This window comes from Amycolatopsis sp. CA-126428 (genome assembly GCF_002904335.1).
Taxonomy (GTDB): Bacteria; Actinomycetota; Actinomycetes; order Mycobacteriales; family Pseudonocardiaceae; genus Amycolatopsis.
The window spans coordinates 82915-102307 of record NZ_PPHF01000034.1; the positions used below are offsets into that span (position 1 = coordinate 82915).

Sequence of the window (19393 nt, forward strand, 5' to 3'; positions counted from 1 at the left end):
GTGCACATCGTCCAGCTCGCGAACTTCTACGGGCCGCGCTCGGGCGGCCTGCGCACCGCGCTGCACCACCTCGGCGCCGGGTACGTCGCGAGCGGGCACGAGGTGACGCTCGTGGTGCCCGGCCGCCGGTACGCCGACGAGGTCCTGCCGACCGGCGTCCGGCGGTTTTCGCTGCCGGCGCCGCGGATCCCGGGTACCGGTGGCTACCGGGCCGTCGACCCGCACCGGGTCCGCGCGGTGCTGCGGAAGCTCGAGCCGGACCGCCTGGAGGTGTCCGACCGGCTGACGCTGCGGGGGATGGGCGGCTGGGCGAGCCGCCACGGCGTGCCCAGCACGGTCATCTCCCACGAGCGCCTCGACCGCCTGCTGGAGCAGTTCCTGCTGCCAGCGCCGGTGGCCCGCCGCGTCGCCGACACCGCGAACCGGCGGATGGCCGCGAGCTACGACACGGTCGTCTGCACGACGGCGTTCGCACGCGCGGAGTTCGACCGGATCGCGGCGCCGAACGTCCGCCGCGTCCCGCTCGGCGTCGACCTCGCGACGTTCCGGCCCGCCATGCGCGACGACGGCTGGCGGACCGGCCTGGCCTCCGGCGCGGACACCCTGCTCGTCCACTGTGGACGTCTCTCGCCGGAGAAGCACGTCGAGCGCAGCGTGGACACCGTCGCCGAGCTGACGGAGTCGGGCGCGAAGGTGCGGCTGGTGGTGGCGGGCGACGGGCCGCGACGACGGGCGCTGGAGCGCCGGGCGCGTGGCCTGCCGGTGACGTTCCTGGGCTTCCTGCCGGGCCGCGGCGACGTCGCCCGGCTGCTGGCCAGCGCGGACGTCTCGCTGGCGCCGGGGCCGCACGAGACGTTCGGGCTGGCGGCCTTGGAGGCCCTGGCCTCGGGGACGCCGGTCGTCGTGTCGGCGTCGTCGGCGCTGCGGGAGATCGTGCGGCCGGGCTGCGGCGAGGCGGTCGACGACCACGCGCCGGCGTTCGCGACGGCGGTGACCAGCCTCCTCGAGCGCCCCGAGGAGGCCCGGCGCGCGGCGGCACGGGCCCGGGCCGAGGAATTCACCTGGCCCGCGGCGGTGGCCGGGATGCTGGCCACCTTCCGCTGAAGCCGCGGACTAATCTCAGGCTATGTCACGCGCAAGCCTGGACAAGGACCCGCACGAAGTCGCCGCGATGTTCGACGGCGTCGCGGACGGGTACGACCGGGCGAACTCGTTCATGACGTTCGGCTTCGACCGGCGCTGGCGCACCACCACCGCCCGCGTGCTCGACGCCCGCCGCGGCGAAAAGGTCCTGGACCTCGCGGCCGGCACCGGGGTGTCCACCGTCGAGTACGCCCGCGGGGGCGCCTGGTGCCTGGCCGCGGACTTCTCGTTCGGCATGCTCCGCGCCGGGCTGCACCGCCAGGTCCCGATGGTCGCGGCGGACGCGCTGAACCTCCCGTTCGCCGACGAGAGCTTCGACGCCGTGACGATCTCCCTCGCCCTGCGCAACTTCGTCGACACGAAGGCCGCGCTCACCGAGATCGCCCGGGTGGTCAAGCCGGGCGGCCGGCTGGTGATCTGCGAGGTCTCGACGCCGCCGTTCGCCCCGATCCGGTTCATCCACCGGCGCTTCATGCTCAAGCTGCTCACCTGGGTCGGCAAGCGGACGTCGTCCAACCCCGAGGCGTACTCCTACCTGGCCGAATCCATGCTGGCCTGGCCGGACCAGCGCACCCTCGGCGAGATCATCGCGAGCGCGGGCTGGGCCGACGTCGAGTGGTTGAACCTCACATTCGGCGTCGTGGCGATCCACCGCGCGCGCAAGCCTGCCTAAACTCGCGGGTATGAGCCGTCGTAGCCCTGACCAGGACGCCGAAGTCATCGTCGTCGGCGCCGGACCCGCCGGGTCCACCGTGGCCACCTACCTGGCCCGCGCGGGCGTCGACGTCCTCCTGCTGGAGAAGACCGAGTTCCCCCGCGAGAAGGTCTGCGGCGACGGCCTGACCCCGCGTGGCGTCAAGCAGCTGATCGACCTGGGCATCGACACGAGCGAGGAAGCGGGCTGGGTGCACAGCCGGGGGCTGCGGATCCTCACCGGCGACCTCACGCTGGAACTCGACTGGCCGGACCTGACCAGCTACCCACCGTACGGGGTGTCCCGCACCCGCCACGACTTCGACGACCTCCTCGCGAAGCTCGCGGTCAAGGCCGGCGCGCGGCTCTACGAGCGCACGGCCGTCACCAGCGCGATCACGAACGCGAGCGGGCGCGTGGTCGGCGTCGAGGCGAAGGTCGGCCCCGAAAAGGTTGTCGCCAAGTACTACGCGCCGCTGGTCCTGGCCTGCGACGGCGTGTCCGCGCGGCTCGCGCTGAGCGTCGGCATCCAGAAGAACGAGAAGCGCCCGATGGGTGTCGCGGTGCGCCAGTACTACAAGAGCCCGCGCCACGACGACCCGTTCATCGAGGGCCACCTCGAGCTGTGGGACAAGTCCGACCCGCGCGACCCGAAGCTGCTGCCGGGCTACGGCTGGGCGTTCCCGCTCGGCGACGGCACGGTGAACGTCGGCCTCGGCATGCTCTCGACGTCGGCCTCCTTCCGGAACACCGACTACCGCGCGCTGCTGCGCCAGTGGCTCGACGGGACGCCGGAGGAGTGGGGCTACCGCGAGGAGAACGCCATCGGCAAGGTCGGCGGCGCCGGCCTCCCGATGGGCTTCAACCGCACCCCGCACTACCGCGACGGCCTGCTGCTCCTCGGCGACGCCGGCGGCATGGTCAGCCCGTTCAACGGCGAAGGCATCTCGGCCGCGATGGAGTCCGCGCAGATCGCCGCGGAGGTCGTCGTGCAGGCCCTGGCGCGGCGCGAAGGACCTTCGCGGGAGCGGGCGCTGGAGGCGTACCCGCGGGCCGTGGGCGAGCTGATGGGCGGCTACTACCAGCTCGGCAACGTCTTCGCGAAGATCATCGGCAAGCCGAAGATCATGCACGCGTGCACCAAGTACGGGCTGCGCATCAACAAGCTCCTGCCGCTGGTCTACAAGGGCCTCTCGGGCTGCTACGACGCCAAGGGCGGCGACGGCGTCGACCGCCTGATCTCGGCTCTGGCGAAGGTGACCCCGAGCCCGCGCTGACGCGCGCGGACACACGAGTGGCGTAACAAGTTGGCCGTGCGGTCAGTGGGATAGATCACAGGTCAGCGCCCGTTTTGTCCGTCCGGAACGCGATCTTGACCGCTCTTCGCGCAGGTCGCGCGCGCGGTGTTGCCGACCCGTGACAACGATGGCGCGGGAACTTAGGCGACCCTTATAACACGGGGTACTAGGGACAAGAGTGTGAGTCGCGTCCTAGACTCCCCCCATGCTTTGTGAATCCCTTCACATCCGCAACGAGTGGCTTGTGAACTATTTCACAAGCGCACTGTGTTTTCCCTCTGGGCCCAGCCACGGGCCGTAAGGAGACCCTGACCCTCGGCGGTGTGACCCAGGTCCCTTAGGGTGCCGACGAGGCCCAGCGGTTCCCCACCACAAGCTCAACCGCAGCGGCGCGGAAAGGATGGCGAAGACCCCGTGCTGACGTTGCTGACCCGGACCGACACGGTGCAGCTGGCGCAAGAGGCCCCGAGCCTGAAGCCCTACCTGCCCCTGGTCCTGTTGTTCGTGCTGGCGCTCGGTTTCGCCGTGCTGTCGGTCCTGCTCGGGCCGCTCGTCGGCCCCAGCCGGTACAACAAGGCCAAGCTGTCCGCCTACGAGTGCGGCATCGAACCGTCCCCGCAGCCGCTCGTCGGCGCCGGGCGGATGCCGGTCGCGTACTACATCACCGCGATGCTGTTCATCCTGTTCGACATCGAGATGGTCTTCCTCTACCCGTTCGCCGTGCAGGCGGACGCGCTGGGCACGTTCGGCCTGGTGGAGATCCTGCTGTTCATCGCGACGGTCGGCTTCGCGTACGCCTACGTGTGGCGGCGCGGCGGCCTGGATTGGAACTAGACCCATGGGCCTGGAAGAAAAACTCCCCAACGGCATCCTGCTGGCCAGCCTCGAAGGCCTCGTCAACTGGGCGCGCAAGAACTCCCTGTGGCCCGCCACCTTCGGTCTCGCCTGCTGCGCGATCGAGATGATGACGGTCGGCGGTTCCCGCTACGACATCGCCCGCTTCGGCATGGAGCGCTTCAGCGCGACGCCGCGGCAGGCCGACCTGATGATCGTGGCCGGGCGCGTCACGCAGAAGATGGCCCCGGTCCTGCGCCAGATCTACGACCAGATGGCCGAGCCGCGCTGGGTCCTCGCGATGGGCGTCTGCGCCTCCTCCGGCGGCATGTTCAACAACTACGCCGTGGTCCAGGGCGTCGACCACATCGTGCCGGTCGACATGTACCTGCCCGGCTGCCCGCCGCGGCCGGAGATGCTGCTGGACGCGATCCTCAAGCTGCACGCCAAGATCCAGGACGAGCCGATCAACGCCCGCCGCGCCGCCATCCGCGCCGCGAGCGGGGAGCGCACCGAGCTCGTCGCGTCGTCGATCAAGTACGCGAAGAAGTAGAGCGATGACTGAGAACCCCCAACCCGGCGAAGAGCAGTCGAGCGCCGAGCGAGCCGAAACCGGCCTGACGGCGAAGGGCCCGGGCGCGGCCGAGGCGGTCGTCACCGGGCGCGAGCGCCAGGGCATGTTCGGCGTCCACGGCACCGGCGACACCTCCGGCTACGGCGGCGTCCGGCTCCCGGCGTACAGCCCGGCGCCGGCCGAGCGCCCGTACGGCGGCTGGTTCGACGCCTTCGCCGACGAGTTCTACGCCGCGCTGGCCGACCGCAAGATCCCCGCCGAGGCGATCCTGCAGACGACGGTCGACCGCGGCGAGATCACCTTCTACGTCGCCCGCGAGCACCTGCCCGCGATCGCGAAGACCCTGCGCGACGACGGCGGCCTCCGGTTCGAGCTGCTGTCCTCGGTGTCCGGTGTGGACTACGGCGTCGACGTCCCGCAGCGGCTGCACGCGGTCTACCACTTCACGTCGCTGACCTACCGGCGCCGGATCCGGCTCGAGGTCACCCTCGACGTCGAGGACGCGCACGTGCCGTCGCTGGTGGAGACCTACCCGACCGCCGACTGGCAGGAGCGGGAAGCCTGGGACATGTTCGGGATCGTCTTCGACGGCCACCCGGCGCTGACCCGGATCCTGATGCCGGACGACTGGGACGGCCACCCCCAGCGCAAGGACTACCCGCTCGGCGGGATCCCGGTCGAATACAAGGGCGCGGAGATCCCGCCGCCGGACCAGCGGAGGTCGTACTCGTGAGCACCGAAAACCTGTCGGACGTCACGACCGGAACGAGCACCACCGAGACCGGCAGCGACAGCACGGACAACGCGAACTACGCCGACTCCCGCGACACCACCGAAGGCCGCGTCTACACGGTCTCCGGCGGCGACTGGGACGACGTCATCGCCGACGCCGCGCACGACGAGCGCATGGTCATCAACATGGGCCCGCAGCACCCGTCGACGCACGGCGTGCTCCGGCTCGTGCTGGAGATGGAGGGCGAGACCGTCACGCAGCTGCGGTCGGTCATCGGCTACCTGCACACCGGCATCGAGAAGAACTGCGAGTACCGGACCTGGACCCAGGGCGTCACGTTCGTGACGCGCATGGACTACCTGGCCCCGCTTTCGACGGAGATGGCGTACTGCCTCGGCGTCGAGAAGCTGCTGCAGATCGAGGCCCCGCGCCGCGCGCAGCTGCTGCGCGTGATGCTGCTGGAGATCAACCGGATCGGCTCGCACCTGGTCTACATCGCCACCGGCGGCATGGAGCTCGGGGCCACCACCGCGATGACGCTCGGCTTCCGCGAGCGCGAAGAGGTGCTGCACCTGCTGGAGCACCTGACCGGCCTGCGGATGAACCACGCGTTCATCCGCCCCGGCGGCCTCGCGCAGGACATGCCGGCCGACTACGTCGAGGTCGTCAAGGCGTTCCTCAAGACCATGAAGGAACGCCTTCCGCTGTACGACAAGCTCTTCACCGGGCAGCCGATCTGGCGCAACCGGCTCAAGGGCGTCGGGTACCTGCCGGTCGACGCGTGCCTCGCGCTCGGCGTCACCGGCCCGGTGCTGCGGTCCGCGGGCCTGCCGTGGGACCTGCGCAAGACCGAGCCGTACTCCTGCTACGACGAGTTCGACTTCGACGTCCCGGTCGACAACGGCGCCGACTGCTGGTCGCGCTACCTGATCCGGGTGCACGAGATGCACGAGAGCCTCAAGATCATCGAGCAGTGCCTGGAGAAGCTCGAGCCGGGCCCGGTCATGGTCGAGGACAAGAAGGTCGCGTGGCCGGCGCAGCTGTCCATCGGCAGCGACGGCATGGGCAACTCGCTCGAGCACGTCAAGAAGATCATGGGCCAGTCGATGGAGTCCCTGATCCACCACTTCAAGCTGGTCACCGAGGGTTTCAAGGTGCCGGCCGGGCAGGTCTACACCTCCGTCGAGTCGCCGCGCGGCGAGCTGGGCGTGCACCTGGTGTCCGACGGCGGCACCCGGCCGCTGCGGGTCCACGTGCGCGAACCGAGCTTCGTGAACCTGCAGTCGATGCCCGCCATGGCCGAGGGCGGCCTGGTCGCCGACGTGATCGCCGCCATCGCCTCGATCGACCCCGTCATGGGGGGAGTGGACCGATGACCACAGCTGTTCCCGAGCCGGGCTCCAACTACGCCGCGGCCACGCACGCCGCGGCCGGCCCGGACACCGACGTCGTCGCCATCGCGCCGGACCCCGAGGTGGCCGCCGGCATCATCACCGAGGCGCCGCCGGAAGACATCTTCGACGCGGACATCCACGCCAAGGCGCAGGACCTGATCGCGCGCTACCCGATGTCCCGCTCGGCGCTGCTGCCGCTGCTGCACCTCGTGCAGTCGGTGCAGGGGTACGTCAGCCAGGAGGGCATCGCGTTCTGCGCGCGGCAGCTCGACCTGTCCGACGCCGAGGTCAGCGCGGTCGCGACGTTCTACACGATGTACAAGCGGCGTCCGTGCGGCGAGCACCTCGTGAGCGTCTGCACCAACACGCTGTGCGCGGCCATGGGTGGCGACGCGATCTACAAGAAGCTCCAGACGCACCTCGGTTCCGAGGAGCAGCCGCTGGGGCACAACGAGACCGCCGGCACGCCGAACGAGCCCGGCTCGATCACCCTCGAGCACGCCGAGTGCCTCGCGGCCTGCGACCTCGCGCCGGTCATCCAGGTCAACTACGAGTACTTCGACAACCAGACCGAGGAGAAGGCCGTCGCGCTGGTCGACGCGCTGCAGGCGGGCAAGAAGCCGGCCCCGACGCGCGGTGCCCCGCTGACGAACTTCAAGGGCGCCGAGCTGCAGCTCGCCGGGTTCTTCCCGGAGGACGAGCGGACCTACCGCACGGACGTCGACGGCCCGTCGCAGGCCGTCGAGACGCTGCGGGGCGCGAAGCTCGCGCAGGACCGCGGCTGGGTCGCCCCGGTGGCTCAGGACGTCCCGTTGCCAGAAGTGGAGAAGAAGTAGTGGCTGACCCCATCACTCCGGTCCTCACGAAGCGCTGGCTGTCCCCGAACTCCTGGCAGATCGGGACGTACGAGGCACTCGAGGGCTACACCGCCGTCCGCAAGGCCCTGGCCGGGACGCCGGAGCAGCTCGTCCAGCTGGTCAAGGACTCGGGCCTGCGCGGCCGCGGCGGGGCGGGCTTCCCGGCCGGCATCAAGTGGTCGTTCATGCCGCCGAACTTCGACAAGCCGCACTACCTCGTGATCAACGCCGACGAGGGCGAGCCGGGCACGTGCAAGGACATCCCGCTGATGATGGCGGACCCGCACTCGCTCATCGAGGGCTGCATCATCGCCTCGTACGCGATGCGCTCCAACCACTGCTTCATCTACGTCCGCGGTGAGGCGCTGCACTGCATCCGCCGCCTCAACGCGGCCGTGCGCGAAGCCGAAGCGGCCGGCTACCTGGGCGAGAACATCCTCGGCTCCGGCTTCGACCTCAAGATCACCGTCCACGCCGGCGCGGGTGCGTACATCTGCGGCGAAGAGACGGCGCTGCTCGACTCGCTGGAAGGCCGTCGTGGCCAGCCGCGGCTCAAGCCGCCGTTCCCCGCGGCCGCCGGGCTCTACGCCGCGCCGACCACGGTCAACAACGTCGAGACCATCGCGAGCGCGCCGTTCATCGTCAACGGCGGCTCCAGCTGGTTCCGCGAGATGGGCCGCGAGAAGTCGCCCGGCCCGAAGATCTACTCGATCTCCGGCCACGTCGAGAAGCCCGGCCAGTACGAGTGCCCGCTCGGCACCACGCTGCGCGAGCTGCTGGACATGGCGGGCGGCATGAAGGACGGCATCCCGCTCAAGTTCTGGACTCCGGGCGGCTCGTCCACCCCGATGTTCACCGCCGAGCACCTCGACGTTCCCCTGGACTTCGAAGGCGCGGCGGAAGCCGGGTCGATGCTGGGCACCACCGCCGTCCAGGTCTTCAACGAGACCGTGTCGGTGCCGTGGGCCGTGATGAAGTGGACGCAGTTCTACGAGCACGAGTCCTGCGGCAAGTGCACGCCGTGCCGCGAAGGCACGTACTGGCTGGCGCAGATCCTCGAGCGGATGGTCGAGGGCCACGGCACCGAGGAGGACATCGACACCCTCCTCGACGTCTGCGACAACATCCTCGGCCGGTCGTTCTGCGCCCTCGGCGACGGCGCGGTGTCGCCGATCACCAGCGGCATCAAGTACTTCCGGGACGAGTTCCTCGCGCTGTGCGAGAAGAACCGGCACGAACAGACCAAGCCCGAACTCGTGGGAGCGCAGGCATCATGACGATCGCGCCTGACAAGCCCGAAACCACCGAGACGCCGGTCCCCGAAGGCCACGTCAAGCTGGTCATCGACGGCGAAGAGGTCATCGCCCCCAAGGGCGAGCTGCTGATCCGCACGGCCGAGCGCCTCGGCACGGTCATCCCGCGGTTCTGCGACCACCCGCTCCTCTCCCCGGCCGGCGCCTGCCGCCAGTGCCTGGTCGAGGTCGAGATGGGCGGCCGGCCGATGCCGAAGCCGCAGGCGTCCTGCACGATGACCGTCGCCGACGGCATGGTCGTCAAGACGCAGCTGACCTCGCCGGTCGCGGACAAGGCCCAGCAGGGCGTGATGGAGCTCCTGCTCATCAACCACCCGCTGGACTGCCCGATCTGCGACAAGGGCGGCGAGTGCCCGCTGCAGAACCAGGCGCTGGCCCACGGCCGCACGGAGTCCCGGTTCGTCGACACCAAGCGGACGTTCCCGAAGCCGCTGCCGATCTCGACGCAGGTGCTGCTGGACCGCGAACGCTGCGTGCTCTGCCAGCGCTGCACCCGGTTCTCCAGCGAGATCGCCGGCGACCCGTTCATCGAGCTCCTCGAACGCGGCGCCCACCAGCAGATCGGCACCGCGGAGACGGCGGACGTCCTGGACCTGGCGTCGCGGACGACGTCCGGCCAGCCGTTCCAAAGCTACTTCTCCGGCAACGTCATCCAGATCTGCCCGGTCGGCGCCCTCACCAGCGCCGCCTACCGGTTCCGCTCCCGCCCGTTCGACCTGGTGTCCGCGCCCAGCGTGTGCGAGCACTGCTCGTCCGGCTGCGCCGAGCGCACCGACTTCCGGCGCGGCAAGGTCCAGCGCAAGCTGGCCGGCGACGACCCCGAAGTCAACGAAGAGTGGATCTGCGACAAGGGCCGCTTCGCCTTCCGCTACACGACGGCCGACGACCGCATCCGGCGTCCGCTGGTCCGCAACCGCGAGACCGGTGAGCTGGAAGAGGCGTCCTGGACCGACGCGCTGCGCGCCGCGGCCGCCGGGCTCGTCGAAGCCCGGTCCAACGGCGGTGTGGGCGTCCTGACCGGTGGCCGGCTGACCGTCGAGGACGCCTACGCGTACTCGAAGTTCGCCCGCGTCGCCCTGCAGACCAACGACGTCGACTTCCGCGCCCGCCCGCACTCGGCCGAGGAACTCGCGTTCCTCACCTCGCACGTCGTCGGCGTGACACCGGAGTCCGGCGTCACCTTCGGCGAGATCGAGCGGGCCCGCACGGTCCTGTGCGTCGCCTTCGAGCCCGAGGACGAGGCCCCGATCGTGTTCCTGCGGCTGCGCAAGGCGGCCCGCCGGAACCAGACCCGGGTCGTCCACTTGGGACAGTGGACGACGTCGTCGGTGCGCAAGACGTTCGGTGAGCTGCTCGCCTGCGTCCCCGGCCAGGAAGCCGCGGCCGTCGAGGGCATCGCCAAGCACGCGCCGGACCTCGACGAGGGCCTGCGCGGCGAAGGCGCGGTCGTCCTGGTCGGCGAACGCGCCGCCGCGATCCCCGGCCTGTTCGCCGCCCTGCACGACCTGGTCGAGCGCACCGGCGTCCGGCTCGCGTGGATCCCGCGCCGCGCCGGCGACCGTGGTGCGCTGGAGGCCGGCTGCGTGCCGTCGCTGCTGCCCGGCGGTCGCCGGGTCGGTGACGACGCCGCCCGCGTCGCCGTCGAAAACGCCTGGGGCGTCCCGCTCCCGGCCACCTCGGGCCGCGACACCACCGACATCCTGCTGGCCGCTTCGGCCGGCGAGCTCGGTGGCCTGGTCGTCGGCGGCGTCGACCCGTACGACCTGCCGGACCCGGACCTCGCGCTGCGCGCGCTGGACACCGCCGGGTTCGTCGTCAGCCTCGAACTGCGGCACAGCGCGGTGACCGAGCGCGCGGACGTCGTGCTCCCGGTGGCCGCGTCGGACGAGAAGGCGGGCAGCTACCTCAACTGGGAGGGCCGCACCCGCCCGTTCGACGTCACCCTCGAAGGCACCGGCGCCCTGCCGGACTGCCGGGTGCTCGACACCCTCGCCGTCGAGATGGACGCCGACCTGTTCACGCAGACGCCGGCCGCCGCGCGCGGTGACTTCGAGAAGCTGGGCCAGGCCTCGGCGCTGCGCTGGAGCCACGTCGCCGCCGAAGTCGCGCCGCCCGCGACGCCGGGTGCCGGCCAGGCGATCCTGTCGACCTGGCGCCAGCTGATCGACAACGGGTCCCTGCAGGACGGCGAGCCGCACCTCAAGGGCACCCAGCGCACCCCGGTCGCGCGGCTGTCCGCGAAGACCGCGGAAGGCCTGGGCGTCACCGTGCGGGTGAGCACCGAACGCGGTGCGATCACGCTGCCGGTGGAGATCGCGGACCTGCCCGACGGCGTCGTGTGGCTGCCGGGCAACTCCGACGGCTCCGCCGTGTTCAAGACGCTCGGTGCCGGGCACGGCGCCGTCGTGAACCTCGCTGGAGGTGGGCAATGACCCCGCTGCTGACCGAAGCTGCCGTCGGGACTGTCCCGGACGCGGCGACGCGGGCGGCACTGCTCGCGGACGACCCGTTGTGGCTGATCCTGCTCAAGTGCGTGGTCATCCTGCTGATCGGGCCGATCCTGACGATCTTCCTGATCGTCTGGGAGCGCAAGGCGGTCGGCCGGATGCAGAACCGGCCCGGCCCCAACCGCGTCGGCCCCGGCGGTTACCTGCAGTCCCTGGCGGACGCGATCAAGCTGCCGTTCAAGGAACAGATCATCCCGGACACCGCCGACCGCAAGGTGTACTTCCTCGCCCCGGTCGTCTGCGTGGTGCCCTCGCTGATCGCGCTGTCGGCCATCCCGTTCGGGCCGGTCGTGTCGATCTTCGGCGAACGAACCGTCCTCCAGCTGCTCGACCTGCCGGTCAGCGCGCTGGTGATCCTGGCCTGCTCCTCGATCGGCGTCTACGGCATCGTGCTCGCCGGCTGGTCGTCCGGCTCGCCGTACCCGCTGCTCGGCGGCATGCGCAGCGCGGCGCAGGTGATCTCCTACGAGATCGCGATGGGCCTGTCGATCGTCGCGGTGATCCTGCAGGCCGGGTCGCTGAACCTGGCCGACATCGTCGCCAAGCAGCAGCCGGCGTGGTTCCTCTACCTGGTCCCCAGCTTCGTGATCTACCTGATCTCGATGGTCGGCGAGACCAACCGGGCTCCGTTCGACCTCCCCGAGGCCGAGTCGGAGCTGGTCGGCGGCTTCCACACCGAGTACAGCTCGATGAAGTTCGCGATGTTCTTCCTCGCCGAGTACGTCAACATGGTGATCGTCTCGGCGTTCGCGACGACGTTGTTCCTCGGCGGCTGGATGGCCCCGTGGCCGCTGTCGCTGATCGGGAACAACGTGCTCAACACCGGCTGGTGGCCGGTGCTGTGGTTCTTCGCGAAGATGTTCGTCCTGCTCTTCGGGTTCATCTGGCTGCGCGGCACGCTGCCCCGCCTGCGCTACGACCAGTTCATGCGCCTCGGCTGGAAGGTCCTGGTCCCGCTGAACCTGGTGTGGATCATCATGGTGACCTTCGCGAAGGTCATCACCTGGAACACCGCGTCCATCATCATCGCCGCGGTCGCGATCTTCATCGTCGCTTCGCTGTTCTTCTACGTCCGCGCCGCGGGCCGGGAAGAAGAGAGCGAGAGCGTCCCGGTGACCGGCGGCGGGTTCCCGGTTCCGCCGCTGGACCTCAAGGTTCCGCAGACCACCCCGCGTCAGAAGGCTTTGGCCAAGGCCGAGGCGAAGGCGGCCCGCCGCAAGCCGGCGGCCGTCGGTACCGCACAGGAAGGGGCACAAGATGGGGTTTCTTGATCCCGTCAAGGGCTTCGGCGTCACCTTCGGGATGATGTTCAAGAAGGTCGCCACCGAGGAGTACCCGGAGGCCGGCGCGCCCGCCGCCCCGCGTTACCACGGCCGGCACCAGCTGAACCGCCACCCCGACGGCCTCGAGAAGTGCGTCGGCTGCGAGCTGTGCGCGTGGGCGTGCCCGGCGGACGCGATCTTCGTCGAGGGCGGTGACAACACCGAGGAAGCCCGGTTCTCGCCGGGCGAGCGGTACGGCGCGGACTACCAGATCAACTACCTGCGCTGCATCGGCTGCGGCCTCTGCATCGAGGCGTGCCCGACCCGGTCGCTGACGATGATCAACTTCTACGAGCTGGCCGACGACGACCGCCAGCGGCTGATCTACACGAAGGAAGACCTGCTCGCTCCGCTCCTGCCTGGCATGGAGCAGCCGCCGCACCCGATGCGGCTCGGCGAGAACGAGCAGGACTACTACGTGAACGGCCCCGAACTCGCTCGCGGGGAGGGCGCCAAGTGATCACCGCCCTCATGGCCGCGGCGCCGAACGCGTCGGCGGGGGTCTCCACCGGCGAAGCGATCGCGTTCTGGGTCCTCGGCCCGGTCTCGCTGCTCGGCGCGCTCGGCATGATCTTCTCCCGCAACGCCGTCCACTCGGCGCTGTGGCTGGTGCTGACCATGCTGAGCCTGGGCGCGCTGTACATGATCCAGTCGGCGCCGTTCCTGGGCTTCACGCAGATCATCGTCTACACCGGCGCGATCATGATGCTGTTCCTGTTCGTGCTGATGCTGGTCGGCCGGGAGAGCTCGGACTCGGTCGTGGAAGTCCTGCGTGGACAGCGGCTCGCCGCGACGGTGCTCGGCATCGGGCTCGCCGCGCTGCTGGCCACCGGCATCTACCGGGCCATGGAGAACGTCACCCCGGCCATCCCGCTCGACTCGGCCACCCCGGCGGGCGGCGGGCCGAAGGGCCTGGGACGGCTGATCTTCACCGACTACCTGTTCCCGTTCGAGCTGACGTCGGCGCTGCTCATCACCGCCGCCATCGGCGCGATGGTGCTGGCCTTCACCGACCGCCACGGCAAGGGCGGCAAGCTCTCGCAGCGCGAACTGGTGCTGCTGCGCTTCCGCGGTGAGCACGACCGGCCGTCGCCGCTGCCCGGCCCGGGTGTCTTCGCCACCGCCAACTCCGTGGCGACGCCGGCGCTGCTGCCGGACGGCTCGATCGCCCCGGAGTCGCTGTCGGCGATCATCGAGTCCACCTCGGCGATCGAGCTGGCGAAGGAACGCAAGCTCGTCGCCGACGAGGGCCCGCACGCGGACGCGCACGCGCTGGTCGGCACGGAACCCGCTGCCGGGGGAGCTTCGAAAGCCCCGGAAGTCTCGGAAGGGGAGAAGGCATGACCCCCACGTACTACCTGCTGCTGTCGGCGCTGCTGTTCGCGCTCGGCGCGGTCGGTGTGCTGGTGCGGCGCAACGCGATCGTCGTGTTCATGTGCATCGAGCTGATGCTCAACGCCGTGAACCTGTCGCTGGTCACCTTCGCCCGGATCAACGGCGGGCTCGACGGCCAGATCATGGCGTTCTTCGTCATGGTCGTCGCGGCCGCCGAGGTCGTGGTCGGCCTGGCGATCATCATGGCCATCTTCCGCACCCGGCGCTCGGCCTCGGTCGACGACACCAACCTGCTGAAGTACTAGGAGACCCCCGAGTGACCGCATCATCGTGGCTGCTGGTGGCCCTCCCCGGTCTCGGCGCCCTGATCCTCTTGCTGGCAGGGAAGCGCGCCAAGGCCTGGGGGCATCTGCTCGGCTGTGCCACCGTCACCCTCGCCTTCGTCTACGGGCTGATCCTGTTCTTCACCGCCGACACGGGCACCACGACCGACACCAAGGTCTACTCGTGGATCCCGGTCGGCCAGCTGCAGGTGGACTTCGGGCTGCGGATCGACGCGCTGTCGCTGACGTTCGTGCTGCTCATCACCGGCGTCGGCATGCTGATCCACTACTACTCGATCGGCTACATGGCCGACGACGAGGGCCGGTACCGCTTCTTCGCGTACCTGGACCTCTTCGTCGCCTCGATGCTGATCCTGGTGCTGGGCAACAGCTTCGTGACGCTGTACCTCGGCTGGGAGGGCGTGGGTCTCGCGTCCTACCTGCTCATCGGCTGGTACCAGGGCCGCCCGTCCGCCGCGACCGCGGCGAAGAAGGCGTTCCTGATGAACCGCGTCGGCGACGTCGGGCTCGCGCTGGCGATCTTCATCATGTTCAAGTACGCGGGCTCCACCGGCTACGCGCAGGTCTTCCAGGCGGTCGGCGACGGCAAGTTCTCGCCGGGCGCGATCACCGCGATGGCGATCCTGCTCCTGCTGGGCGCCTGCGGTAAGTCCGGCCAGTTCCCGCTGCAGGCGTGGCTCCCGGACGCGATGGAGGGCCCGACCCCGGTGTCGGCCCTCATCCACGCGGCGACGATGGTGACCGCGGGTGTCTACCTGGTGGCCCGCTCGAAGGACATCTTCAACGCCACCGAGGACGGCCGCCTGATCGTCACGCTGGTCGGCACGGTGACCCTGCTGCTCGGGTGCATCATCGGCTGCGCGTACGACGACATCAAGAAGGTCCTCGCGTACTCCACGGTCAGCCAGATCGGCTACATGATGCTCGCCGTCGGCCTCGGGCCCATCGCGTACGCGCTGGGCATCATGCACCTGGTCGCGCACGGCTTCTTCAAGGCCGGGCTGTTCCTCGGGGCCGGGTCGGTCATGCACGGCATGAACGACGAGGTCGACATGCGGAAGTTCGGCGGGCTGCGCAAGCACATGCCGATCACCTTCATCACCTTCGGCCTCGGTTACCTGGCCCTGATCGGCATCCCGCCGCTGTCGGGCTTCTTCACCAAGGACGCGATCATCGAAGCGGCGTTCGGCCAGGGCGGCTGGCGCGGCTGGGTGATGGGCGGCGCGGCGCTGCTCGGCGCCGGGCTCACCGCCTTCTACATGACCCGCCTGATGATGATGACGTTCTTCGGCAAGGAGCGCTGGAAGGACATCAAGTCCGCCGACGGCCGGGACTTCCACCCGCACGAGTCGAAGGCGGTCATGTGGATCCCGATGGCGGTGCTGGCGGTCGGCTCGGTCGGCGCCGGCGCGTTCTTCGCCCTCGGCCACCGCTTCAGCGACTGGCTGACGCCGTCGGTCGGCAAACTGGAGGAAGCGCACCACGCGCCGTTCGACGCGTGGGTGATATCCATCGCCGCGATCGTGTTCTCCGTGCTGGGTGTGGTGATCGCCGCCCTGATCTTCCGTCGTGACATCCCGGTCGAGCAGCCTCAGCGGGTCTCGTTCGTCACCCGGGCGGCGCGCAAGGACCTGTACGGCAACACGCTCAACGAGACGCTGGTCGCCCGCCCGGGCACCTGGCTCTCGCGGGCGCTGGTGTTCGTCGACAACCGCGGCGTCGACGGCGCGGTCAACGGCCTGGCCGCCGGTCTCGGCGGCGGGTCCGGCCGGCTGCGGCGGCTCCAGACCGGGTTCGTCCGGTCCTACGCGCTGTCGATGCTGGGCGGCACGTTCCTGCTTCTGGCGGCTCTCCTGCTGGTGAGGTTCTCCTGATGACCTGGTTGCTCATCCTCATCCTGGTGCCGCTCGCCGGCTCGCTGGTGCTGGCGTTCCTCAAGGGGAACGACCGCGCCGCGGTGCTGGCCGCGCTCGGGTTCTCGATCCTCGAGTTCCTGCTGGTGATCCCGTTCTGGCTCAGCTACTCGCCCTCGGGCGCGCGGCTGCAGATGACGTCGAGCTTCGACTGGATCCCCAGCTTCGGCGTGCACATCGCGTTCGGCACCGACGGCATCTCGCTGATCATGATCGCGGTGATCGCCCTGCTGGTGCCGATCGTCGTCGGCGGGCTCGGCACGCTGGACAAGCTGCCGCCGGGTCGCAGCGCGGGCGGCTTCCTGTCGCTGATCCTGCTGCAGGAGGCGCTCACGATCGGCGTGTTCGCCGCGACCGACGTCTTCCTGTTCTACGTGCTGTTCGAGATCATGCTGATCCCGATGTACTTCCTGATCGGCGGCTACGGCGGCGCGAACCGGCAGTACGCGGCGGTGAAGTTCTTCCTCTACTCGTTCCTCGGCGGCCTGATCATGCTGGCGTCGGCGATCGGGGCGTACTCGCTGGCGGCGGACAAGCTCGGCAAGGGCACGTTCGACTGGGCCACGCTGGTGACGGTGGTGCGCGACGCGCCGCTGTCCACGCAGATCTGGCTGTTCCTCGGGTTCTTCCTGGCCTTCGCGATCAAGGCGCCGCTGGTGCCGTTCCACACCTGGCTGCCGGACGCGGCGGGGGAGGCGCCGATCGGCGTCGCCGTCCTGCTGGTCGGCGTGCTGGACAAGGTCGGCACGTTCGGGTTCCTGCGCTACTGCCTGCCGATGTTCCCGGACGCGAGCCGGACCCTGGCGCCGCTGGTGCTGGTGCTCTCGGTGATCGGCGTCCTCTACGGATCGATCCTCGCCGCGGGGCAGCGGGACATGAAGCGGTTCATCGCCTACGTCTCGATCGCGCACTTCGGCTTCATCTCGCTCGGCATCTTCGCGTTCAACGAGCAGGCGATGGTCGGCTCGGCGACGTACATGCTGAACCACAGCCTCGCGACCGGCATGCTGATCGTGGTGATCGGCCTCGTGATCTCGCGAGGCGGGTCGTCTCGCATCTCGGACTACGGCGGCATGGCGAAGGTGACCCCGCTGCTCGCGGGCCTGTTCCTCCTCGCCGGTCTGTCGACGTTGTCCTTGCCGGGCACCAACTCCTTCGTTTCGGAGTTCCTGGTGCTCATCGGGTCCTTTGTGGACCAGCCGGTGTACACGATCCTCGCCACGGTGGGCATGGTCCTGGCCGCGGCGTACGTTCTGTGGCTCTACCAGCGGGTCTTCCAGGGCCCGGTCCGCGGTGACGCCCTGGTGGGTGTCGGCGGGGGCCCGGGCACGGCCATTGCGCCGGAACTGGGCGCGAAGAAGGCCATCACGGACCTCAACGGCCGGGAGATCGCGATCCTCGCGCCGCTGGTCGTGCTGATCCTCGTTCTCGGCTTCTACCCGAAGCCGGTGCTCGACACAGTCATCCCGACGGTGCAGCAGACGCTGTCCGCGGTCCAGGGAGGCAAGTAAAAGTGCTCGACATCCTCCTGACCCAGGCACCGGAGCCGCCGGTGCAGGTGCCGTCGGTGGACTACAACGCCGTGCTGCCGGTGCTGATCATCTTCGGTGCGGCGTGCGTCAGCGTGCTGGTCGAGGCGTTCGCCTCGAAGCGCTCGCGGTTCGGCGTGCAGGTCGGGCTGAGCTTGCTGGCGATCGTCGCCGCGGGTGCCTGGCTGATCAAGTACGCGGTCTCCGACTCGCCGGCGGGCGGCGTGACGACGTTCAGCGGCGCGATCTCGATCGACCGGCCGGCGCTGTTCCTCTGGGGCACGCTGCTGGCGCTGGCGGTCGGCGCGGTGCTGCTCATCTCGGACCGGGTGGTCGAGCCGGGCGGCGCGCTCGTCGCCCAGGCCGGCATCCGGCCCGGCACGGTCCAGGACCGCGCCCAGACGGCGACGGTCATGCAGACCGAGGTGTTCCCGCTGACGCTGTTCGCGCTCGGCGGCATGATGGCGTTCTGCGCGGCGAACGACCTGCTGACGATGTTCATCGCGCTGGAAGTGCTTTCCCTGCCGCTGTACCTGATGTGCGGCCTCGCGCGTCGCCGCCGCCTGCTGTCCCAGGAAGCGGCGGTCAAGTACTTCCTGCTGGGCGCGTTCTCCTCGGCGTTCTTCCTGTACGGCCTGGCGCTGCTGTACGGCTACGCGAACTCGGTGAAACTGGGCGACATCGCGGCCGCGGCGGCGGGTTCGGACCGGTCGGACACGCTGCTGTTCGCCGGGCTGGGGCTCTTGGTGGTCGGCCTGCTGTTCAAGGGTTCGGTCGGCCCGTTCCACACGTGGACCCCGGACGTGTACCAGGGAGCGCCGACGCCGGTGACGGCGTTCATGGCGGCGTGCACGAAGGTCGCGGCGTTCGGCGGGATCCTGCGGGTGCTGTCGGTGGCGTTCTCGTCGACGTCGTGGGAGTGGCGCGGAGTCCTGTGGGGCGTGGCGATCATCTCGATGGTGATCGGTGCGGTGCTGGGCCTGACCCAGACCGACGTCAAGCGCATGGTGGCGTACTCGTCGATCGCCCACGCGGGCTTCCTGCTGGTGGGTGCGATCGCGATGACCAAGGACGGGTTGTCGAGCACGCTGTTCTACCTGCTGGCGTACGGCTTCACGACGCTGGCGGCGTTCGGTGTGATCAGCCTGGTCCGGGATTCCTCGGGCGAAGCAACGCACCTCTCGGCGTGGGCCGGGCTGGCCAAGCGGTCGCCGCTGCTGGCGGGCGTGTTCACGTTCTTGCTGCTGGCCTTGGCCGGGATTCCGCTCACGTCCGGGTTCGTGGGGAAGTTCGTGGTGTTCTCGGCGGCGCTGTCGGACGGCATGGCCCCGCTGGTGGTGATCGCCCTGGTGTTCAGCGCGGTGGCGGCGTTCTTCTACCTGCGCGTGATCGTCCTGATGTACTTCTCCGAGCCGGCGGCGGACGGCCCCTCGGTGTCGGTCCCGGGCTTCGGCACCGGAACGGCGATCTTCCTGGGCACGGCGGTGACGCTGGTGCTGGGCCTGGTCCCGGCGTTCGCGCTCGGCTGGGCCGGTTCGGGCGGGTTCGCTTTCTGAGTTTCTTTCTTTGGCCGCCACTTTCCCGTTTTCCGGGGGAGTGGCGGC

General features: G+C 69.7%; 17 protein-coding genes. All 17 read left to right on the forward strand.

Annotated features, from left to right (window positions below):
* Complete coding sequence (locus tag C2L58_RS10275; RefSeq protein WP_103337324.1) at positions 1-1104, forward strand: glycosyltransferase; 1104 nt, start codon at positions 1-3, stop codon at positions 1102-1104.
* A gap of 22 nt (positions 1105-1126) precedes the next feature.
* Positions 1127-1816, forward strand: a complete 690-nt coding sequence (locus C2L58_RS10280) for a demethylmenaquinone methyltransferase (protein WP_103337325.1) — start codon at positions 1127-1129, stop codon at positions 1814-1816.
* 10 nt (positions 1817-1826) lie between these two features.
* Positions 1827-3113: a geranylgeranyl reductase family protein gene (locus C2L58_RS10285; protein WP_199191205.1), complete on the forward strand. Its 1287-nt coding sequence runs from the start codon at positions 1827-1829 to the stop codon at positions 3111-3113.
* Between the two features lie 435 nt (positions 3114-3548).
* Entirely contained in the window at positions 3549-3968 is a 420-nt protein-coding gene (locus C2L58_RS10290) for an NADH-quinone oxidoreductase subunit A (RefSeq protein WP_013222453.1), read from the forward strand.
* Positions 3969-3972: 4 nt separating this feature from the next.
* The gene (locus tag C2L58_RS10295) at positions 3973-4521 is read left to right on the forward strand and encodes a NuoB/complex I 20 kDa subunit family protein (RefSeq protein ID WP_003081859.1); all 549 of its coding nucleotides are present in this window, start codon (positions 3973-3975) and stop codon (positions 4519-4521) included.
* Between the two features lie 4 nt (positions 4522-4525).
* Positions 4526-5275 carry an NADH-quinone oxidoreductase subunit C gene (locus tag C2L58_RS10300; RefSeq protein WP_103337326.1) on the forward strand — a complete coding sequence of 250 codons (750 nt, stop codon included), beginning with the start codon at positions 4526-4528 and terminating at the stop codon, positions 5273-5275.
* Entirely contained in the window at positions 5272-6651 is a 1380-nt protein-coding gene (locus C2L58_RS10305) for an NADH-quinone oxidoreductase subunit D (protein ID WP_103337327.1), read from the forward strand. Before C2L58_RS10300 ends, C2L58_RS10305 begins: the two co-directional genes overlap by 4 nt.
* Positions 6648-7505, forward strand: a complete 858-nt coding sequence (gene nuoE / locus C2L58_RS10310) for an NADH-quinone oxidoreductase subunit NuoE (protein WP_103337328.1) — start codon at positions 6648-6650, stop codon at positions 7503-7505. The genes C2L58_RS10305 and nuoE overlap by 4 nt, the downstream gene beginning before the upstream one ends.
* A complete protein-coding gene (nuoF, locus tag C2L58_RS10315) occupies positions 7505-8803 on the forward strand; it encodes an NADH-quinone oxidoreductase subunit NuoF (RefSeq protein ID WP_103337329.1) in 1299 nt (432 codons plus the stop codon). The genes nuoE and nuoF overlap by 1 nt, the downstream gene beginning before the upstream one ends.
* Positions 8800-11271, forward strand: coding sequence for an NADH-quinone oxidoreductase subunit G (locus tag C2L58_RS10320; RefSeq protein ID WP_103337330.1), 2472 nt, complete (start codon positions 8800-8802; stop codon positions 11269-11271). The genes nuoF and C2L58_RS10320 overlap by 4 nt, the downstream gene beginning before the upstream one ends.
* Positions 11268-12617, forward strand: coding sequence for an NADH-quinone oxidoreductase subunit NuoH (gene nuoH, locus C2L58_RS10325; protein ID WP_103337331.1), 1350 nt, complete (start codon positions 11268-11270; stop codon positions 12615-12617). Before C2L58_RS10320 ends, nuoH begins: the two co-directional genes overlap by 4 nt.
* A complete protein-coding gene (gene nuoI, locus C2L58_RS10330) occupies positions 12604-13128 on the forward strand; it encodes an NADH-quinone oxidoreductase subunit NuoI (protein ID WP_103337332.1) in 525 nt (174 codons plus the stop codon). Before nuoH ends, nuoI begins: the two co-directional genes overlap by 14 nt.
* The gene (locus C2L58_RS10335; RefSeq protein ID WP_103337333.1) at positions 13125-14012 is read left to right on the forward strand and encodes an NADH-quinone oxidoreductase subunit J; all 888 of its coding nucleotides are present in this window, start codon (positions 13125-13127) and stop codon (positions 14010-14012) included. Before nuoI ends, C2L58_RS10335 begins: the two co-directional genes overlap by 4 nt.
* Entirely contained in the window at positions 14009-14308 is a 300-nt protein-coding gene (gene nuoK, locus C2L58_RS10340) for an NADH-quinone oxidoreductase subunit NuoK (protein WP_003081840.1), read from the forward strand. Before C2L58_RS10335 ends, nuoK begins: the two co-directional genes overlap by 4 nt.
* Before the next feature lie 11 nt (positions 14309-14319).
* Entirely contained in the window at positions 14320-16221 is a 1902-nt protein-coding gene (gene nuoL, locus C2L58_RS10345) for an NADH-quinone oxidoreductase subunit L (RefSeq protein ID WP_103337334.1), read from the forward strand.
* Positions 16221-17771: an NADH-quinone oxidoreductase subunit M gene (locus C2L58_RS10350; RefSeq protein WP_103337335.1), complete on the forward strand. Its 1551-nt coding sequence runs from the start codon at positions 16221-16223 to the stop codon at positions 17769-17771. The genes nuoL and C2L58_RS10350 overlap by 1 nt, the downstream gene beginning before the upstream one ends.
* 2 nt (positions 17772-17773) lie before the next feature.
* Positions 17774-19345 (forward strand): NADH-quinone oxidoreductase subunit NuoN, encoded by a 1572-nt coding sequence (gene nuoN, locus C2L58_RS10355; RefSeq protein ID WP_103337336.1) that lies wholly within the window; start codon positions 17774-17776, stop codon positions 19343-19345.
* Positions 19346-19393: the final 48 nt, after the last annotated feature.

Excerpts from the sequence above, each read along its gene's own strand:
- C2L58_RS10300 (WP_103337326.1), top strand. The coding sequence starts at position 4,526 with ATGACTGAGAACCCCCAACCCGGCGAAGAGCAGTCGAGCGCCGAGCGA.
- C2L58_RS10350 (WP_103337335.1), top strand. The coding sequence starts at position 16,221 with ATGACCTGGTTGCTCATCCTCATCCTGGTGCCGCTCGCCGGCTCGCTG.
- C2L58_RS10295 (WP_003081859.1), top strand. The coding sequence starts at position 3,973 with ATGGGCCTGGAAGAAAAACTCCCCAACGGCATCCTGCTGGCCAGCCTC.
- C2L58_RS10280 (WP_103337325.1), top strand. The coding sequence starts at position 1,127 with ATGTCACGCGCAAGCCTGGACAAGGACCCGCACGAAGTCGCCGCGATG.
- nuoE (WP_103337328.1), top strand. The coding sequence starts at position 6,648 with ATGACCACAGCTGTTCCCGAGCCGGGCTCCAACTACGCCGCGGCCACG.
- C2L58_RS10320 (WP_103337330.1), top strand. The coding sequence starts at position 8,800 with ATGACGATCGCGCCTGACAAGCCCGAAACCACCGAGACGCCGGTCCCC.
- nuoI (WP_103337332.1), top strand. The coding sequence starts at position 12,604 with ATGGGGTTTCTTGATCCCGTCAAGGGCTTCGGCGTCACCTTCGGGATG.
- nuoK (WP_003081840.1), top strand. The coding sequence starts at position 14,009 with ATGACCCCCACGTACTACCTGCTGCTGTCGGCGCTGCTGTTCGCGCTC.
- nuoH (WP_103337331.1), top strand. The coding sequence starts at position 11,268 with ATGACCCCGCTGCTGACCGAAGCTGCCGTCGGGACTGTCCCGGACGCG.
- C2L58_RS10285 (WP_199191205.1), top strand. The coding sequence starts at position 1,827 with ATGAGCCGTCGTAGCCCTGACCAGGACGCCGAAGTCATCGTCGTCGGC.